General features: G+C 45.2%; 14 protein-coding genes. 12 read left to right on the top strand and 2 right to left on the bottom strand.

The features are described 5' to 3' along the window. The first annotated feature begins 40 nt into the window (after positions 1-40). The 12 genes from flgK (at position 41) to cadA (ending at position 17,264) form a co-directional block, all read left to right on the top strand. Positions 41-1,678, top strand: coding sequence for a flagellar hook-associated protein FlgK (gene flgK / locus FEK50_RS22695; RefSeq protein WP_130209531.1), 1,638 nt, complete (start codon positions 41-43; stop codon positions 1,676-1,678). A gap of 36 nt (positions 1,679-1,714) precedes the next feature. Continuing rightward, positions 1,715-2,650, top strand: coding sequence for a flagellar hook-associated protein FlgL (gene flgL / locus FEK50_RS22690; protein ID WP_130236381.1), 936 nt, complete (start codon positions 1,715-1,717; stop codon positions 2,648-2,650). Positions 2,651-2,746: 96 nt separating this feature from the next. Next, on the top strand, positions 2,747-4,399 hold the full coding sequence (locus FEK50_RS22685) for a methyl-accepting chemotaxis protein (protein ID WP_130209527.1): 1,653 nt from the start codon (positions 2,747-2,749) through the stop codon (positions 4,397-4,399). A gap of 175 nt (positions 4,400-4,574) precedes the next feature. After that, positions 4,575-5,312 carry an RNA polymerase sigma factor FliA gene (locus FEK50_RS22680; protein ID WP_130209525.1) on the top strand — a complete coding sequence of 246 codons (738 nt, stop codon included), beginning with the start codon at positions 4,575-4,577 and terminating at the stop codon, positions 5,310-5,312. Between the two features lie 237 nt (positions 5,313-5,549). Continuing rightward, complete coding sequence (motA, locus tag FEK50_RS22675) at positions 5,550-6,443, top strand: flagellar motor stator protein MotA (RefSeq protein WP_130209523.1); 894 nt, start codon at positions 5,550-5,552, stop codon at positions 6,441-6,443. Next, complete coding sequence (gene motB, locus FEK50_RS22670; protein WP_130236380.1) at positions 6,440-7,399, top strand: flagellar motor protein MotB; 960 nt, start codon at positions 6,440-6,442, stop codon at positions 7,397-7,399. The genes motA and motB overlap by 4 nt, the downstream gene beginning before the upstream one ends. A gap of 1 nt (position 7,400) precedes the next feature. Beyond that, positions 7,401-9,419 carry a chemotaxis protein CheA gene (gene cheA, locus FEK50_RS22665; RefSeq protein WP_130209519.1) on the top strand — a complete coding sequence of 673 codons (2,019 nt, stop codon included), beginning with the start codon at positions 7,401-7,403 and terminating at the stop codon, positions 9,417-9,419. A gap of 10 nt (positions 9,420-9,429) precedes the next feature. Beyond that, a complete protein-coding gene (locus tag FEK50_RS22660) occupies positions 9,430-9,939 on the top strand; it encodes a chemotaxis protein CheW (RefSeq protein WP_130209517.1) in 510 nt (169 codons plus the stop codon). Between the two features lie 43 nt (positions 9,940-9,982). After that, positions 9,983-11,503: a methyl-accepting chemotaxis protein gene (locus FEK50_RS22655; RefSeq protein ID WP_130236379.1), complete on the top strand. Its 1,521-nt coding sequence runs from the start codon at positions 9,983-9,985 to the stop codon at positions 11,501-11,503. A gap of 338 nt (positions 11,504-11,841) precedes the next feature. Further along, a complete protein-coding gene (gene cadC / locus FEK50_RS22650) occupies positions 11,842-13,359 on the top strand; it encodes a lysine decarboxylation/transport transcriptional activator CadC (RefSeq protein ID WP_130236390.1) in 1,518 nt (505 codons plus the stop codon). Positions 13,360-13,722: 363 nt separating this feature from the next. Beyond that, the gene (cadB, locus tag FEK50_RS22645; RefSeq protein WP_130236378.1) at positions 13,723-15,054 is read left to right on the top strand and encodes a cadaverine/lysine antiporter; all 1,332 of its coding nucleotides are present in this window, start codon (positions 13,723-13,725) and stop codon (positions 15,052-15,054) included. Between the two features lie 77 nt (positions 15,055-15,131). Then, complete coding sequence (gene cadA / locus FEK50_RS22640) at positions 15,132-17,264, top strand: lysine decarboxylase CadA (protein WP_130209511.1); 2,133 nt, start codon at positions 15,132-15,134, stop codon at positions 17,262-17,264. Between the two features lie 788 nt (positions 17,265-18,052). Here the strand turns inward: cadA and FEK50_RS22635 are convergent. After that, positions 18,053-19,024 (bottom strand): ParB family protein, encoded by a 972-nt coding sequence (locus FEK50_RS22635; RefSeq protein WP_240725565.1) that lies wholly within the window; start codon positions 19,022-19,024, stop codon positions 18,053-18,055. Further along, a complete protein-coding gene (locus FEK50_RS22630; protein ID WP_130236377.1) occupies positions 19,021-20,226 on the bottom strand; it encodes an AAA family ATPase in 1,206 nt (401 codons plus the stop codon). The genes FEK50_RS22635 and FEK50_RS22630 overlap by 4 nt, the downstream gene beginning before the upstream one ends. Between the last annotated feature and the right edge of the window lie 497 nt (positions 20,227-20,723).

Below are 20,723 nucleotides of genomic sequence, written 5' to 3'. Positions count from 1 at the left end.
ACCTAAAGATTTCAATCAGCGTCGACATGGCGGGTACTTTATGAATTTATTATATCTGGCTCAGAATGGATTAAGCGCGGCGCAGTGTGCCCTTAACGTCGTCGGAAACAACCTGACGAATGCCGTAACGGCAGGGTATAGCCGTCAAAACATTATGCTTGGAGAAGCGGGCGGCCAGTCTACTAATTATGGTTTTTTTGGTTATGGTGTCGCCGTGGATGACGTTCAGCGCATGTATGACGGATTCCTGAATAATCAGGTACGTGGTGCAACAACAGAATTTACCACCATGCAGGGCCGTTACCAGCAGGTCAGCCAGATTGATGACATGTTAGGGGATGATACCAATAACATCTCCACGACGCTTGGCAATATGTTTACGGCAATGGAAGCGGTCAGTGATAACCCGCTCGATCCTGCTGCGCGTCAGGGTGTATTGTCGCAATTTGAAGCGCTGGCGAATCAGTATCGTTCTAACAGCAAGACTCTGAATGGCCTTGATAAAAATACCAACACGCAAATCAGTCAAAGCGTTGAAGATATCAACTCCTGTACCACTCAGTTAGCAAATCTGAATGCGGAGATCGACAAGATTCATGGCCAGACGGGCGGAATGCCTTCCGATTTACTCGATAAACGCGATCAACTGTTAAATAAACTGAGTACGCAGATCGGCATTAATGTCACGGAAAATAAAGACACGGGCAGTGTGAATGTCTCAATGCAAAACGGCATGTCACTGGTCAATGGCAGTAAGTCTTACAATTTAAAAGCGACTCCGTCAGATAAAAATCCGTCTCAGATGCAGGTTGCTTACATCGATGCCACCGGTAATCCCCAGTTGCTGGATGAAAATGCCACGACAGGTAATCTCGGCGGTTTGTTTAAATTCCGTAATACCGATCTGGTCGATGCCCGTAATCAGCTTAATCAGTTAGCGCTGAAAATGGCGTCGAGATTTAATGAGGTCAATAAAGGTGGCTATGATCATAACGGTAATCACGGTGGCGATATTTTCAGTCTCGATGCTCCGCAGGCAACAGGCTATAACTCTAATAGCGGCAGTGCTTCCCTGGGAGTGACCATAGATAACGCCTCAGCGGTTAATGCCGAAGATTATACTATCACCTGGAATGGCACATCTAATGCCTGGGAAGTGAAAAACAGCGAGGGTAAAGCCGTTACGCCAACCGTTAATCCTGGTGGTTCACTCTCATTTGACGGCATCACCGTGACACCGACAGGTACACCCAATGATGGTGACAGCTTTACGCTGAATCCTGCTTCCGGCGCGGCAGATAGCATTAAAGTGGCGATTACCGATGGTGATGGAATTGCTGCCTCCGACTCGCAAGATGTGACAGACCAAAGCAACAACAAAAATATTGCGATACTGCTCGGTCTTAAGGATGAAAAGATTGTCGGAGATATGACCCTGACCGGTGCTTATGCCAACCTGGTAAGTTCTGTGGGATCGACGGTCAGCACCCTTCAGGCAGAACAGGATACCGCCGGAAAAGCCTGCGACCAGTGGGCAATGCAACAGCAGGCGGTTTCAGGGGTAGATATGAATGAGGAATACGTCAACTTACAGATGTTTTCTCAATATTATCAGGCCAATGCCGAAGTGCTTAAAACAGCTAACAGTCTTTTTGACACACTGTTAAGCCTTAAATAATACGTCACTGACATATTCTATTTTGAGATAATCGCTATGCGCCTTAGCACCAGTTTTATGTATCAGCGTCAGTTAGACAGTATGTCTAAAGCCATGACCAATTATAACGATCTCTCCGTGCGCCTTTCTGCCGGTCAGACTCTGTTGAAACCGTCTGACGATCCAGGTCAGGCATCACAGGCGGTGATGTATCAAAATGCGCTTTCACGTCTGGGCGAGTTTGATACTGCAAGAAAATATGCTCAGGATGCCCTCGGGCAGGAAGATAACACGCTGACGTCTATATCCGGCTTACTGACCGAAGACCTTGCTGGCAAAATTGTTCAGGCGGGATCTGAAACGTACAGCAAAGCGGACCGCGAAGCGCTGGCGACAGAATTATCCGGGATCCGCAGCCGTTTGCTCGACCTGGCGAACAGCAAAAACAGCGATGGACAGTACATTTTTGCGGGCTATAAAACAGGTGCTGCACCGTTTCAGGCCGATGGCACCTACGTTGGCGGTACGACGCCAATGACACAGAATGTGTCAGACAGTACGGAAATGCAGACCGGTACGACAGGTGATGCGCTTTTCCCGACTGATGCGGTAACGGGCGATAATATCCTGCAATCCTTACAGAAGACCATTGACGCGTTAAATAATCTGCCGGAAAACCCGAACGACGCTGAACGTAAAACGTTTGAAGAAACCATTGGGCAAACCAATACTGATGTACATAAAGCCATTGATAACCTGGGAAAAATCCAGGCGCGTGTAGGCTCAAGTCTGCAACAGCTGGAAACGCTGGGAAGCAGTGCTGATACTCAGGCGATTACCGTACAGAGTCGACTGCAGGAATCAACCGGTTCTGACTGGGACACCATGATCAGCGTATTATCTGAATCGAAAATGTCTGAATTTGCTTTAAATTCATCCATGAGCGTTTTTCAGGCAATGCAGCAGCTTTCTATATTCAAAACGCTTGGGTAAATATTGAACCCTGACCTGATTCAGGGAAGGGGAAATATATCTATTATTAGGGTAATCACTTACCAGTAGGGTATTTTTTACTTTGGTTAAGAAATCATGTTAAAACACTTTAATATTTCGACCTGGATGAATATCCTGCTGGGTATGTTCATCTTATTTCTCGTGTTGGTATCCGGTTTGAGTTATGTGAACTCAAATAACGCATCAAGGAATTTTGACAGAGCCATCTTATCTCTGGATAAGAATGAATCTCTGATGATGGCGGCTATCTATACGCTTGACAGTTTCAGCGGAATTAATTCGCTGATGATGCACAATATTACCAAACAAGAAATTACTCAGGATGAAATAGATACTTATCGTGATGTGTTAAATAAATCACGTAAGCTAATCAGCCAGTTTATGGATAAGCCGTTCACCACCCAGGAAGAACATAACCGGGCGCTGGTTGTCAAAAAAAGCTTTGAGGATGCTCTGGACAGAGAAACCAATAAAATGGGATTCATCACGCATCCGGAAGATTATCCAGGCAATATCGTTGCTGACGATATGGACGTGCAACATGCATTACGCACTAGTATTGACGCTTATCTGGACGAAGCCGCTCGTGTTACCAACAAATTTAATGTCGAGTCAGACATAGAAACGCAAAGAATAACCACCATCTCGGTGATTACGCTATTGCTGGGCTTTGTAATATTTTTAGTTTCGCGGATCTGGTTGAAACGCAATCTTTTTCAACGACTTGAGATGGCAAAAGAGGCGTTCAGGGCAATAGCCAGCGGCGACCTGAGCCATCAGACAAAAATTGGTAATCTGAATGAAATCGGCTTAATGCTGGCTGAAGTTGAAAAAATGCGTTTGTCGCTGACGGAAACGGTTAATGGCATCCGTGGCGGCGTGAAGCAGATTTACCATAATGTTCATGAAATTGCTAGTAGCAACAATGACTTGTCATCACGCACGGAAGAACAGGCTTCTGCACTGCAGCAAACTGCTGCCAGTATGGAAGAGCTAAAAATCACCGTTCGTCAGAACGCCGATAACGCCCACAGCGCCAGACAACTTGCAGAAAGCGCCAGCATTAGCGCACGCAACGGCGGTGATGTGATGAGTAATCTTGACGGAATTATGCGTGAAATATCAGACAGTTCCCGCCAGATTGCAGATATCAACGGCGTTATCGACAGCATTGCTAATCAGACCAATATTCTGGCGTTGAACGCGGCAGTAGAAGCGGCGCGTGCAGGTGAACAGGGGCGCGGGTTTGCCGTTGTTGCCGGTGAAGTTCGCAACCTGGCTAAACGTAGCGCAGATGCAGCAAAAGAGATTCGTTTGCTGATTAATACTTGTGTCGCCAACATGAATACCGGTTCTCAGGAGATGGTTGTCGCCGGGGAATCGATGAAGGAGATCGTCAAATCTGTCATTCAGGTTACTGATATCATGGCAGAAATTACCTCAGCTTCTGATGAGCAAAGTATCGGCATAAGCCAGATTGCGCAGGCAATCAATGAAATGGATCTGGTTACGCAACAAAATGCTGCGATGGTAGAGCAGGCCGCTAAAACCACCAGTGATGTCGAAACGAATGCCGGGGAATTGGATAATATGGTTTCTTCTTTTGTTGTCGAAGAAGAAAAAGATAAACGTTCCTGGAATGTTAAAAAACAAACCAGAAAACATGTATTACCTGATGTATCGAAAAAAACACCAATTCAGTCAGATGATGAGTGGGAATCATTCTAAATTAAAATAATAGTAAGATACATATCAGGATAATTATTAGGTATATAAAAGATGAATTTACCTTTGATTATTGAAGTCCTGATATGTTTCACTTTAATCGCTTTTATCAGGCTATGTGATTACCCGGGAATGCCGAATAATAAGCCTTCATTGTAATAATACGGAATATGGTAAAGTGAAGGGGTTATATAATCTGGCTGTAACATATAATAAGAGTGATTTATGGGCGCAATTTGGCGGATTGGTCCGCCACGAAGCCCTTAAATTGCAAGCTCGACTCCCTGCCGGGGTTGAACTGGATGACCTGATGCAGGCTGGTGCAATAGCAGTGATGAACGCAGTCGATCAGTTTGATCCCAGTATGGGGGTGAAACTGAAAGTTTTTCTGGCGCAGCGTGTTCGCTGGGCATTCATTGATGAACTGCGTGAAAATGACTGGGCGCCGCGCCGCATAAGGCGAAAATCGCGTGAAGTTAGCGCAGCGATAGCTCGCGTGGAACAGCGAACCGGCAATGCAGCGACAGAACAAGAAGTCGCAGCGGAACTGGAAATGTCGCTGCAGGATTACCAGACTGTTTTACAGGAAACAAACTCAAGCCTGATATGTTCGCTTGATGAGCTGATGGAAGATGGGGTTGAAGGGTTCGAACTTTCTGAATTTCAAACTGATGAGGAAAATCCTTTAAACGATATTCTGCGTAAAGATCTTATGCAGAAAATTAGTGAAGAAATTCAGCAGTTACCCGAGCGAGAGCAGTTTCTATTAAATCTGTATTATCAGCAGGATCTTAATATGAAAGAGATTGGCCTCTTGTTATCTGTGACAGAAACACGCATCAGCCAATTACACAGTCAGACAATCAAAAGATTAAGAGCAAGGCTTGAAATGCATGCAGATATTAATCTGCAATAACTTGATGTCCTGAGGTTGGTCATTCAGTTACAGATATTATTATCTAATATGTGATTGTCGTACCTCCTGTACAGATATGCAACCATGAGCATTCGCCTTCGTGATTTTATTATCACGATAGAGATTTCTCTTTGTCGTTGTTTACGCTGCCGTCGGGATGTTCGGTAGTTTTTCATCGTAGTGAACATCTCTGTCAGCCTTTTTTATACCAGGCATGACCGATGGTAAGGAGCGAACATGCTTGTTTTATTAGGATATTTTGTAGTTTTTGTGACTGTGTTTGGTGGTTATGTCCTCGCCGGAGGATATCTGATGTCATTATATCAGCCAACCGAATTTTTGATTATCGCTGGCGCAGGTCTGGGTGCATTTATCGTTGGTAATAATGGCAAGGCTATTCGTTCAACTATAAAAACATTTCCTGTCTTATTCCGGGCTAAGGCACTTTACTCAAAAGAAATGTACATGGATTTACTGGCCATGATGTTTTTACTGCTAAGTAAAGGACGTCAAAAAGGGCTAATGTCACTGGAAAATGATATTGAAGATCCTGAAAGCAGTGATATTTTTTCTTCTTATCCCCGCTTATTGAAAGATAAAAGCGTGATGAATTTTATGGTTGATTACCTGCGACTGATGATCAGTGGCAGTATGAACGCCTTTGAAATGGAATCTTTAATGGATGAGGAAATTGAAACCTGCGAAATGGAATATGAAACAACGGTTCACAGTTTGCAGACTGCAGGTGATGCTTTACCGGCATTCGGTATTGTGGCGGCCGTTATGGGGGTCGTAAACGCCCTTAGCGCAGTAGATAAACCCGCCGCTGAACTTGGTGCTTTGATAGCCCATGCGATGGTGGGAACCTTTTTAGGGATCCTACTGGCCTATGGTTTGGTGCTTCCGCTGGCGTCTCTGTTACGGCAGAAAAGTGCCGAGCAAATAAAAATGCTTCAGTGTATTAAAACTACGTTGCTGTCATGTATTCATGGTTCTGCGCCGCAAATTGCGGTTGAGTTCGGTCGAAAAACCCTCTTTACCAGCGAACGTCCGGGCTTTGCCGAGCTTGAGGAACATGTTCGCCAGGCGAAATATTCGGCCAATAATTCTTCCACAGGTGAGGCCCCATGAAGAACAACGGGACCGGCAACATTGTTGTTGTAAGACGCTCAGGTAATAAAAAAGAAGGTTTACATGGTGGTTCGTGGAAAATTGCTTATGCCGATTTTATGACTGCCATGATGTCCTTTTTTTTGGTTATGTGGCTGGTTTCTTCCTCCACGCCAGAGCAGCGTCATCAGCTTGCAGAGTATTTCAAAATCCCCATCGGCGTACCTATGGCCGAACATGGCGACAAAGATACTCAGAGCCAAAGTATTATTCCCGGCGGTGGCGAGGATGTTGTTCATCAGAATGGGGAAGTTCAGAAAACTGTTTTGCAAAAGCAGGAAGATCATTTCTATTCGGGAAATAAAACGCTGAAGCATGCAGAGTCAAAGCTGCACGACATCATGAAGACGGATGCCCGTCTGAACAAATTCCGTTCAAATTTACGTTTATCGTTGACCCCGAATGGACTGTTGATACAGATAACGGACAGCCAGGAACGCCCGATGTTTAAAGTTGGTAGCTGGACACCGGAAACCTATATGGTCGGAATTCTGGAGGCATTAGTGCCTGTTTTGAACCAATTACCGAATCACATAATGGTAACCGGACATACTGATTCGTTGCCTTATGCCGGCGGCGACGCAGGCTATAGCAACTGGGAACTTTCCGTTGATCGTGCTAACGCGGCGAGAAGAATACTTATTAATCATGGTCTGGAAGTTGGCAAATTCTTACAGGTTATCGGTGATGCTGACAGTATGAATCAGACCGGTACAGCGAAAGACGATCCCGTCAACCGTCGTATCAGTATCCTCGTGCTGAGTGAAGAGAAAGAACAAGAAATTATGAACGAGGATAAGTTGCTTAACAGTGATGTGACAGAACAAAAACTCTCTGCGCCATCCAGCACACTTGGCACCGCTAACCCGCCGTTACACCCCGCGTCCGAAATTCCTGTTCAGGAGAAGACGAAATAAGATGGATATCAGCGATTTTTATCAGACTTTCTTTGATGAAGCCGATGAGCTATTGGCAGATATGGAAGGGCATTTGCTTGAGCTTAATCCGCGAACGCCTGATAAGGAAAGCCTGAACGCTATCTTCCGAGCCGCTCATTCGATTAAAGGCGGCGCGGGGACATTTGGTTTTACCATATTGCAGGAAACAACGCATATTCTGGAAAATATTCTGGATGATGCCCGCAGCGGAAAACTCCAGCTCAATGAAGGCATCATTAATCTTTTTTTAGAAAGTAAGGATATTATGCAGGATCAACTTGATGCATATAAATCTTCCCGCTCGCCGGATGAGGACAGCTACCGGTATATTTGCGAGGCACTGAGACAGATGGCCCTGGAATCCAGGGAGGGCACTGTTAATAACAACACTCAGTCCGAGCCGATAAAAGAAAGTAAAAAAGATACAGGAACGGGAGAAGATATTTTAAAGATTACCCTCAGGGATCTGGGAGAAAAGGATTTCGAACCTCTTGTTGAGGAACTTAAAAATCTTGGCGAGTTGCAGGATCTTAAAATTGAGAAAAGCAGCCTGCAGGCTCGTATGTTTACCACTACCGCTGCGGATGATATTCTGGCGGTATTATGTTTTATTCTGGAACCAGAACAAATCACAATTGATGTTTGTGATGACGATTTTGTAGAAAATACCTGTCCGGATACAGGCGGTGTTGCGGGAGAAACAAACGATAGTGGATTTTCTGCAACAGCCAGTTCCCCGACTGGCGCTGCGCCAGCAAGAAAACTGCGTGGTGCCAGCGAATCCCGTAAACAAGGTACTGAATCCGGTAGTATTCGTGTCGCCGTAGAAAAAGTAGATCAGATAATTAACCAGGTCGGTGAACTTATTATCACCCAGACCATGCTTACACAGTTATCTGCGGGGCTGGATCCTGCTCAGTACGATTCGCTGATTAACAGTATTGCGCAACTCGAACGTAATGCACGGGATTTGCAGGCATCGGTGATGTCGATCCGTATGATGCCGATGGAATATGTCTTCAGCCGTTTTCCGCGTTTAGTTCATGATCTTGCTAATAAATTAAATAAACAGGTAGAACTGACGCTGTGGGGCGGTTCTGCTGAACTGGATAAAAGTTTAATCGAACGCATTATCGACCCTCTTACACATCTGGTACGTAATAGTCTGGATCACGGTATTGAGCCGATTGATGTCAGGCTCGCTAATGGTAAACCTGCTACCGGTAGCCTGACGCTATCGGCAGAGCACCACGGCGGTAATATTGTTATCGAAGTCGTGGATGATGGCGCCGGCCTCAACAGAGAAAAAATCCTTAATCGCGCTCATGCGCAGGGCGTCGCTATTAGTGATAACCCCAGCGATGAAGAAGTCTGGATGCTCATTTTTGCAGCGGGTTTCTCCACCGCAGAGAAAGTTACCGATGTCTCCGGTCGTGGTGTTGGTATGGATGTCGTGAAACGAAACATTCAGGATATGGGCGGCCATGTGACAATCCATTCAGAGCAGGGGCGTGGAACCACTATCCGGATAATATTACCTCTGACGCTGGCAATTCTGGACGGTATGTCTGTACGCGTTGGGTCAGAAATTTATGTTCTTCCGCTTGGCGCAGTGATGGAATCGCTGATGTTACTGGAAATGCCGTTAAACAGAATGTCCGGCGGTGAGCTGGTATTGAAAGTCAGAGAGGAATATCTGGCCCTCATAGAGCTGAATAATCTTTTCGGTATCCAGAGTGATTTACAGAGTGTAAATGAAGGTATTGCGGTCGTCGTGCAAAGTGCTGGCGTTCGTTATGCGCTACTGGTTGATCAACTGATTGGTCAGCATCAGGTTGTCGTCAAAAATCTCGAACAAAACTATCGTAAGGTGCCGGGAATTGCTGCTGCCACTATTCTGGGGGACGGCAGCGTAGCTATGATCCTGGATGTTGCTGCGCTTTATTCCAGAACAGCAATGACGCCTGCAATAGTGGATTCCGGCAAGGTTCTCAATTAAGGAATACATTATGAAACTCACAGATAACGATAAGCAGTCGGCAAAAGAAAATGTCGGTAATGAATATTTAATTTTTACTCTTGGACAAGAAGAGTATGGGATCGAGATATTAAAGGTTCAGGAAATTCGCGGCTATGAACGTGTTACACGCATTGCGAATACCCCTGATTTTATTGCCGGTGTGACAAACCTTCGCGGCGTTATTGTACCTGTAGTTGACTTTCGCGTTAAATTTCATCTCGACACTGTCGCATTTGATGAAAACACAGTCGTTATCGTGTTAAGTTTTTCTAATAAAATAGTTGGGATAGTGGTCGATGGTGTCTCTGATGTGCTCTCCTTGTCACCCGAACAAATTCGCCCGGCACCTGATTTTAGTGGCGCAAAATTAGCTACGGATTACTTGCTTGGCTTAGGTACGCTTGATTCCAGAATGCTTATTCTCGTAGATATTGAAAAATTGCTTAACAGTGAAGAAATGCAATTGGTTGAGCGTACAGCAGAAATATCAGTTGACTAAAATGTTGCTTTAGTAATTTTCATGCTTACAGGTCAGGTGAATAATGATTTTTTCATCAAAAATCAGCGAGAAGCTCAGGTTCTTACCTGACTCATTATCTCTAAAAACAACTTTTATTATTGCCGTTTCTTTTGTTGTTTTGCTCTTCACTATGTCAAATATTATAACATTATATCATTTTATTGAGATTAAGAATAACGTTTTCAGGCTAACGACAGGTTTAGATCAGATCAATAAATTGTCAAAGACACGGCAAGCGCTTGAACTTGTCTTTGAAGAATGGGATTACCGTGACAATAGTAAATCCATGCATAACATGGAATCTGCTAAAAATTATTTCCATGAGTATCTGAATGTAATTTCTGATGATGCTAAAGTTGGTTCGAAATCCACTCAGGCAGTCAGTAATGCTTTTGCAAATGTTGAAAAGGCGTTTAGTTCGGGTCGACTGAGTGAAGTGCAAAAAGAGGTCGATAATTTTGTTATTCAGGAAAATGCTCTGGATGATTATGTCTATAAATATGATGAGCCTGAAGCTAAGGATATTATTAACTGTCTGTTAACTGACTCTTATTATGTTAGTATATTCTCTTTCGGTTTTTGGATAATATTATCGGTTGTTGGCTGGCTATGGTTAAAAAATAAAGTATTCTCACGATTTGAATACATTAAAGAATGCTTTTCTTTAATTTCTAATGGCGAACTTAACCATACCTTAGACATCGGTCAGAAAAACGAAATTGGCGAAGTTATTGAGCAACTGGATACTATGCGGCTCAATTTAAGCGAAATCCTTACAACGTTTAAAAGTTCAATTGAATTAATCAGTGACAGTACTGATGAAATGGCGCATGGCAACAGCGACCTGTCAACTCGTACAGAGGAGCAGGCGGGGGCATTACAGCTTACGGCTGCCAATATGGAAGAGATTAGTACGACAGTCGCGCATAATGCTGACAACGCAAAAAAAGCGAATGAATTTGCCAGCGCGGCAAATACGACGGCACAGGAAGGGCTGACGGCGGCGCAGGCGGTTACGGAAACCATCCGTACTATTGAGCAAAGTGTTAAAAAGATATCGGAAATTAACAAAGTTGTGGATGACATCGCTCGCCAGACATATATCCTGGCGCTTAATGCTGCTGTTGAAGCGGCAAGAGCCGGAGATCATGGACGTGGATTTGCTGTCGTTGCCAGTGAAGTACGGCATCTGGCTCAAAACAGCGCCAGTGCGGCAAAAGAAATCAATGAATTGATAACCACAGCCGTTGAACATGTTAATACAGGCAATGCGCTGGCTTCCAATGCGGGTAAGACGATTAATGAAATGGTAGATGCCATTTATGATGTCAACAGCATTATGAATGATATCTCACAGGCGTCTGAAGAGCAGAGCAAGGGAATTCAGCAGGTTGCGTATGCACTGACTGAAATGGATAGCGTGACGCAGCGTAATAGCATATTGGTCGGCGAATCGGAAACCATCGCACTGAGTCTGCATGATCAGGTCAGACAATTACAGGAAATGATCGCCTTCTTTAAATTACCGATTAATGATCTTTGATTATCCCCGATGCACATCAGATATAGCACCCTACCAGGGTGTTATATCTGCCATCGTTGTCGATAACTACGATTACTATTCCTGTTTTTCTCGTTACTACTCCTGGTTTGGACTGGTTAATTTTTAGTAGTAGGCTTAATCTATTTATATAGGATTAATATAAATGCCTTTATATTAGCCAGGGTAAACACCTGAGTTAATCTCATTAAATATCTTAAGTTGGTTTATTTTTGCTACAGATTTAACTTATTTTATGGTTAATAATATGGAAACAGATGCAACAATTGAAGAGGGTGTTAATATCTGCATATAACAAGCCGTTTTTTGGAGCTAATTTTATGCAGCAACCTGTCGTTCGAGTGGGCGAATGGTTAGTCAGTCCCGATGTTAATCAAATCAGCTGCAACGGGCGGCGGACAACACTCGAACCGCGATTAATCGATCTTCTGGTTTTTCTTGCTCATCACCCCGGAGAGGTGCTTACGCGCGATGAGTTGATTGACCATGTGTGGAAGCGTAATATCGTTACCAGCCACGTTGTAACACAATCTATTTCTGAATTACGCAAGTCATTAAAAAATGGCGATGATGATGAAAATAATGAATATATCGTTACTATCCCCAAGCGTGGATATAAACTCACCGCGCCGGTAATATGGTGTGCTGAAGAAATGGAATTGACGCCTGAACAATCCGATATTATGTCTGATACTCCGCCACCGACCAATGCCCCCACCATTACCGCACCTCAATTAACGGATAATCAGCCGCGTAAATATCATCATTTCCGTGTTGTTATCGTTTGGGCTATATTTTTACTAGCCGTGCTCAGTTGTGTATTTATGGTTGCAAAAACAGCAATTAAATCTAATTTAACGACGACCAATACTCAGCTTCTGCTGAATCCACTTGATATTGATATACACCTCGTTAATGGAAATGCATGTAATAACTGGAATTTACAGCTTTTTTATGCCGTTGGCTTAGGAAGCCTGGTGACATCCACGCTTAACACATTTTCTAATTATATGGTGCATGACAAAATAAACTACAGTGGCCATGTTTCGGGAAATTCAGGGAAAACGTTAACGCTGGAGTTTCTCAATCAACGTCACTATCGCGCACAGCAATGTTTTATGTCTGTCCGCCTGGTCGATCATGCGAACGGCGAGGTTATGCTGGATAAACGTTACTTCATTACGGGGTCTAATGAGGTTGCGATCCAGAATGATTTACTGAGCAATTTATCATCGGCGCTCTCGCTATCCTGGTCAGACAAAATGACGGAAATGATGAACCATTATCAACCCATTAAAAGTCAGTCTCTGGCACATTTTTTTGAAGCACATCAGTTGTTAATGCAGGGGGATGCTGCATCGCTAAACAAAGCCAGTGAAATCCTCGAAGACGTGGCGAAACAGTCCCCGGAATTTACCTATGTTAATGCTGAAAAAGCATTGATCGATATTTTTCGCCATACGCAGCAGTTGCTTGATGACAAACAGCTTAAAACGTTATATGCCTCGATGGAGAAAATTCGTAACAGCCCAGGGATCAAGGATTCAGCGATTTACTATCAGATTAAAACTGTCGATTTGTTAGATCGTGGCAACGTGGAGGAGGCGTATCAGGCAATTAATCTTGGTATCCGAAATGAGCTCTCCTGGCTAAACTATATCCTGCTGGGAAAAGTCTACGAAATGAAAGGCGAAAACCGTCTTGCTGCTGATGCCTATATTACCGCATTTAATTTGCGTCCTGGTGAAAACACGCTGTACTGGATTAAAAACGGAATATTCCAGACATCACTAAACCGCATCGTACCCTACCTTGAAAATTATTCTTCAGCAGAATAAATGAAGCCTTATCATATTTTTTCTTAAATAATATGATAAGGCGTTTTTTTCATGTCATCAGTCACCGTATTTATATTTTACGTAATCCATCATAAGTCAGATGAACTACGGTTTTATTCTTAAGAAAGTTACTTTAATTTGTTGATATTCAACAAGATTTATCTTTTCATGATAACCGTAGATAATCCAGATAACCTTTATGGTTCTCTAAAAAACATCATTTATATATCGTTTATTGTTTATTCATTTTATCTTTAGGACTTCATTCTCCTGAATTAGTACTCTTTTCTGTAGTCGGCCAGTCTGCAGCGTTGTTTACATGTTGACTAGTGCCTTGAATATTAAATCCAGGAGATTGAAAATATGAGTTCTGCCAAACAGATCGGGCTATTTGCCTGTACTGGCGTGGTAGCCGGTAATATGATGGGCAGCGGGATTGCATTATTACCCGCGAATCTTGCCAGCATTGGTGGTATTGCAATCTGGGGATGGATTATCTCTATTATTGGCGCGATGTCGCTGGCCTATGTTTATGCCCGCCTGGCGACCAAAAACCCGCAACAAGGTGGTCCAATTGCTTATGCGGGGGAAATATCTCCGGCATTCGGTTTCCAGACCGGTGTTCTTTATTACCATGCGAACTGGATCGGTAACCTTGCTATTGGTATTACCGCAGTCTCTTATCTTTCTACTTTCTTCCCTGTATTAAATAGCCCAATTCCAGCCGGCATTGCCTGTATTGCTATCGTCTGGATCTTTACGTTCGTCAACATGCTTGGCGGTACCTGGGTGAGTCGTTTGACGACGATTGGCCTGATACTGGTACTGATTCCTGTCGCGCTGACTGCTGTTATTGGCTGGCACTGGTTTGATCTGGCGACTTACCAGGCGAACTGGAACACCTCCGGTACGACTGACAGCCGCGCTGTGATTAACAGTATTCTGCTCTGCCTGTGGGCTTTCGTTGGCGTTGAATCTGCTGCGGTGAGCAGCGGCATGGTGAAGAATCCAAAACGCACCGTTCCGCTGGCAACCATGCTTGGCACGGCAATGGCCGGTATTGTTTATATTGCCGCAACCCAGGTGCTTTCCGGGATGTTCCCTGCCGACCGTATGGCTGCTTCTGGTGCTCCGTTCGCCGTTAGCGCCGCGACGATGTTTGGCGGCTGGGCCGCACCGGTGGTTTCTGCTTTTACCGCTTTCGCCTGTCTGACTTCCCTCGGTTCCTGGATGATGCTGGTTGGCCAGGCGGGTGTCCGTGCGGCAAACGACGGCAACTTCCCGAAAGTTTATGGTGATGTTGACAGTAATAACATCCCTAAAAAAGGCCTGCTGCTTGCAGCGGTGAAAATGACAGCCCTGATGGTGTTGATCACGGTGATGAACTCTACCGGTGGTAAAGCTTCTGACCTGTTTGGTGTGCTAACCGGGATCGCCGTGCTGTTAACCATGCTTCCTTACTTCTACTCCTGTGTTGATCTGATTCGTTTCGAAGGCGTCAACCTGCGTAACAGCGCCAGCCTGGTTTGTTCAGTGCTGGGTTGTGTCTTCTGCTTCATCGCTCTGTCAGGCGCCACGTCCTTCGAGCTGACCGGGACATTTATCGTCAGCCTGATAATCCTGATGTTTTACGGTCGTAAATTGCACCAGCGCGAACATGCTGCTGACGACGTTAGCAGCGTAGACACCCACTAATTCCCTTCGTTTCTCTGCGTTCCTCTCGTTCTCCCACAACGAGACGGGAGGAGCCAGCTCTATCAGGAGATATAAATATGAACGTTATCGCGATAATGAATCAGATGGGTGTTTACTTTAAAGAAGAGCCTATCCGTGAATTGCATTGCGCCCTTGAAAAACGGGGCTTCCACGTTGTCTATCCAAACGACCGCGAAGATCTGCTGAAGCTGATTGAAAATAATGCTCAACTTTGCGGCGTGATCTTCGACTGGGATAAGTACAATCTTGCTCTGTGCGAAGAAATCAGCGCCATGAATGAGTACATGCCACTGTATGCGTTTGCAAATACTCACTCTACCCTGGATGTCAGCCTTAACGAGCTGCGTATGCAGGTGCGTTTCTTCGAATACGCGCTGGGCGCGGCAGAAGATATCGCCTTAAAAATCAAGCAAAATACTGACGAATATATCGATACCATTCTGCCGCCACTGACCAAAGCCCTGTTCAAATATGTTCGTGAAGGTAAGTACACATTCTGTACCCCTGGTCATATGAGCGGTACGGCATTCCTGAAAAGCCCTGTCGGTAGCATTTTCTATGACTTCTTTGGTGCAAACACCATGAAATCAGACATCTCCATCTCGGTATCTGAGCTGGGATCTCTGCTGGATCACTCTGGTCCGCACAAAGAAGCGGAAGAGTATATTGCTCGCGTGTTCAACGCTGAACGCAGCTATATGGTCACCAACGGTACGTCAACCGCTAACAAAATCGTCGGTATGTATTCCGCTCCGGCGGGCAGCACTGTGCTGATTGACCGTAACTGCCACAAATCGCTGACCCATCTGATGATGATGAGCGATATTACGCCGATCTACTTCCGCCCGACCCGTAATGCTTACGGTATTTTAGGCGGTATTCCGCAGAGCGAATTTCAGCATGAAACCATCGCCAAACGCGTGCAAGAAACTCCGAATGCCACCTGGCCTGTACATGCTGTTATTACCAACTCGACTTATGACGGCCTGCTGTACAACACCGACTACATCAAGAAAACGCTGGACGTAAAATCCATCCACTTTGATTCCGCCTGGGTGCCTTACACCAATTTCTCGCCAATTTACAAAGGTAAATGCGGGATGAGCGGTGGTCGTGTTGAAGGTAAAGTGATTTACGAAACTCAGTCTACGCATAAATTGCTCGCAGCGTTTTCTCAGGCATCCATGATCCATGTGAAAGGGGATGTCAACGAAGAGACGTTCAGCGAAGCCTATATGATGCACACCACGACTTCACCGCACTACGGTATTGTCGCATCGACTGAAACGGCTGCGGCAATGATGAAAGGTAATGCCGGTAAGCGTCTGATTGATGGCTCTATTAATCGTGCAATCAGGTTCCGTAAAGAGATTAAACGCTTAAAAGGTGAATCAGAAGGTTGGTTCTTTGATGTCTGGCAGCCAGAGCAGATTGACCAGGTTGAATGCTGGCCGCTCAATTCTGACAACGGCTGGCATGGTTTCCAGAACATTGACAACGAGCATATGTATCTGGACCCGATCAAAGTCACTCTGCTGACGCCGGGTATGACGAAAGACGGCACGATGGACGATTTCGGTATTCCAGCGAGCATTGTGGCGAAATACCTTGATGAGCATGGCATTATCGTTGAGAAAACCGGTCCTTATAACCTGCTCTTCCTCTTCAGCATTGGTATCGATAAAACCAAAGCTCTGAGCCTGTTGCGTGGTCTGACCGAGTTCAAACGCGCCTTTGATTTAAACCTGCGTGTGAAAAACATGCTGCCGTCACTGTATCAGGAAGATCCTGAATTCTATGAAGACATGCGTATTCAGGAACTGGCACAGAATATTCATAAACTGATTTCTCACCATAATTTGCCGGATCTGATGTATCGCGCGTTCGAAGTTCTGCCTGAAATGGTGGTAACGCCGTATCGTGCATTCCAGAAAGAACTGCATAGCGAAGTGGAAGAAGTTTATCTGGATGACATGGTCGGTCGCGTGAACGCCAATATGATCCTGCCGTATCCTCCGGGTGTACCGCTGGTGATGCCTGGCGAAATGATCACCGCTGAAAGCCGTCCGGTACTGGAGTTCCTGCAGATGCTGTGTGAAATTGGCGCGCATTATCCGGGCTTTGAAACCGATATTCATGGTGCGTATCGCCAGGCCGATGGCCGTTATACCGTGAAAGTACTTAAGTAATTAAAGTAGTAAATTGATATAACAGTTTATTTCCTTCTGTCTTATATCGATCTATTGGAAGGGGCCGGTGAATACATGCTGTCGTTCACCGGCTTTATTTTTTTCCGCTGCTCATTCCTCTTTAGCAATATTCTCAACATCTCCTGGCCGTTAAACTAAGGCCAAATCCTGATGGTTTTCTCTTACGCTGAGTGTCAGTATGTGATAGTGCGCATACTACAAAAAAGTTAATTTCGAGAAGAAAATTAAACATAATTAAGAAATAAGATAAAAACTTTCTTTTCACCCAGAAAAGTATTGTAGATAAATGTTGCTCTGTAAAATATATACCTGCTATTAACCAGCACAGAAAAAGGAGAAGCAAGATGGAAGGATATGAGATTATGTTCAGTAACCGAAAAATTAAGTTTAGTCATCAGGTATCGATCAGTTTGTTACTCGGCGTTATCGGTTTTTTTGTTGTCATCGCAGGAATAGTTCTGTTGTGGCACAATTATAATTCATAGGTAATGCCTGAGTATTTCGTTTCACCATCAGGTATTTGACTGCTGATATAGCTGATGTGAAGGGTAATTCATTTTCCTGCACGTCAGCTCGTTGAATTATCTGATGTTAACGGGATATTTTTTGTTGAAATTGTCAGCAATATCAGGTTATTACATGAAGTAAGCGCTTACATTTACATAAATCTGTAGGCCGGATAAGGCGTTTACGCCGCATCCGGCAAGAAACTACGTCGGGCTAAATAGCCATTACCGCGCACATTCATGATGTCCGCGCGAAAACACCTACTCAAGATGTCTGGCGAGTACGTCATTAATTGACTGCTCCAACTCGTCCATAACTTCTTTTGTCAGACGATTAAATTCAAAAGAGATTGTTCGGCCATTAACGCGTTTACGCGCGTATCGGTCTTTGTCATCAAAAGCCCACAGCGAAACGACCTTCGCTTTCTCTTTTTTAGGCAGCGAGATCAGCAAAGACGATTTTTTCTGAATAAGCTTCAGCAGCTTATTTTTAATCTCATCTTCCGCAAGGCCACCTTCGCTCAGAATAAGATCAATATCTTCTGAAATTTGTTCGATCAGCGTGCTCAGTTCGACATTTTTCTCGGCGAGACTTTCGTCTACCGCAGCCAGTAATTTGTAATCGGAAAAATGAAGCTCCGACTGCACTGGGAACAGTGAAACCAGCTCCTGCGGAACGGAGGCCGCCTGCATGGCGCGGGAGACTTTGGCCGGTGACAGTTTTTCCTGTGCGGCTATCTGTTTCTGATTCAGCCCTGATGCCTTAAGCGCCATCAGGCGTAACCCAACTTCACGCAGGTTATGTTCTTTCGCCGTCTGAATATCTGCCGCCAGTTTACGAGCCTCATCGGCAGACACCGTTGAAGTGGTGACCAGTACTTTCAGCGGGGTATGGCACAAAATTGCCGCCGCGCGTCTGCGGGAACCATCAATAATTTCCACACCATCTTCCCGCTCAATACCGATGCAAGGGAAAAACTGTTGCAGGCGGAGCGTGCGGGTAATGTCTTTCAGGGACTCGCTGGTCAGCGAGGTCTGATCGCGACCGTTTATCTCCTGAATGACATAGGTTCCTTTTTCGACCTCATTGGCCGGGATTGTGCGCAACGAAAAAGTAACATGACGCCCAGTGGAGAGAGTAAAGATTTGCTCCTGAGACGGTCCGCCATCATCCTCGTGCAGCGCAGGGGTTTTGAAGGTACGGCCTATGGTGACTCTCTTGGCGCTCATCATACAACTCCGTTGGTTCTGATAAATTCAATGCGGTCGAATACTGCCCGGGCGAAATCTTCAGCGGCGTGGCGGGCATTTTTCAACGCTTCGCTGCTGCCGATATAGGTGGCTGGGTTTGCCGAGACAACGGTGTCGAAGGACTCGCCGCAACGCTCAAAGCCATCCAGTCGCGGTAACGCGACATCGAGCATATCGCCGCCAAAAATCTCTTTTGCCAGGCTATGGCAAAGCTTATGGTCGGATTTATTTGACAGTTTTGACATGAAGCCGATATTGCCCCGTAGATTACACTTCATGCCGGATTCATTAATAATTTCAACCAGTTCAGGGAGTCTGGTTAAATATTTCAGCGTCGAGTGGAAATCGACCTGTGCAGGCGGAACCGGCGTTAACAGCAGATCGGCTGAGGCGATGGCATTTTTGAGAAACGCGTCAAGGTGTGGGCCGCTGTCGATAAAGATGAAATCGTAATCCTTGCGCAGTTTATCAATCACATTCTCTTTCAGCACAGCGTGAACATTTTGCCCCGGCAGGTGTTCGGCGCATAACTCATCCCAGCGTGAGGCGATAAACGCATCTTCAATTGAGGCTGGCAGTACATCTACGCCCGGCACAATGGAAGGCACGATAAATTCTGAGAGTAACTCCTCGCGCGACACATTTTGCAGCATGGCCTGTGCGGAGGTGGCCTCCACCATGCCAATGGCCCGGGTGTGGTTGAGGAACATGGTTGCCGAAGACTGCGGATCGAGATCAACCACCAGGATGCGTAAGTCTTCATAAAGCAGGTGAGGGTGGGTGCGTAGCGCATGGGCCAGAGAAACGGTAGAGACCGTTTTAGACACGCCACCTTTCAGGTTGCCGATGAAAACGGCGAATGCCGATGGATAGCGGTCGCGATATTTAGGAACGCCACGGTGATGGTAAATGTCGATAATATTCTGAATCGACATGGCGTACTTGGTGGAGCTACCAGCGGGGCGCTTATCAAACACATAGCCGCTTTCTTCCATCTCGTTGACGGCGTAGTCCACGCTGGCGCGCGTGAGACGGGGCAGCCGGGCAAGCGCCGCCTTGGCATAGACCTGATAAAACTTGTTTTCCTGCAACTCTTCTTTCTGTGACTGAATTTGTTCGGTAAGAGAAAACAGCATTTTCTCTGAACGTTGCGCAACTTTTAACAGATGGACAGGCGTATCCATGATTTTCTGCCTTTATGCTGAAATGATGAATTTCGTCAAGAATGCTACATACAAGTGGCAAAGTAAACATTTCAGATGCAATAAGGTAAAAATAGCGGGTAGCGGCTCACTTATCTGTTGAGTTGTGAGCATCTTTGGGCGTTATTCGCCAGATCGGAGTGGGGCAGAAGGCCGGGTTATGTCGTGCTGATGACGTACATAAAGCGCCTGTCTGGATAATATCGTTGTTGTATTGCGTTCAACTTGATGGAACTCTGATAGCACTATTTTCAGTCAATACGCGTCAGGGCTATAGTCCAAAAACATCGGTAATATCAGGGTATTTTTGATAAAAAAAGCCTACGCAATAGATGTTGCTCAGGCTATTGGTGGTTGTTCAGATCCCACTACCGACAGAGGGGGCTGGATCTGCTACGTATGAAAGTGGAAGACGGTGATGTTATCCTGGTGAAGAAGCTAAAACGTCTTGGTCGTGGTGATCTCCTCCCTGAAAACAG

This window comes from Escherichia sp. E2586 (assembly GCF_005781105.1).
Lineage (GTDB): Bacteria > Pseudomonadota > Gammaproteobacteria > Enterobacterales > Enterobacteriaceae > Escherichia.
Note: the sequence above shows the minus strand (reverse complement) of the source record. Positions and strands in the feature narration are given on the sequence as shown.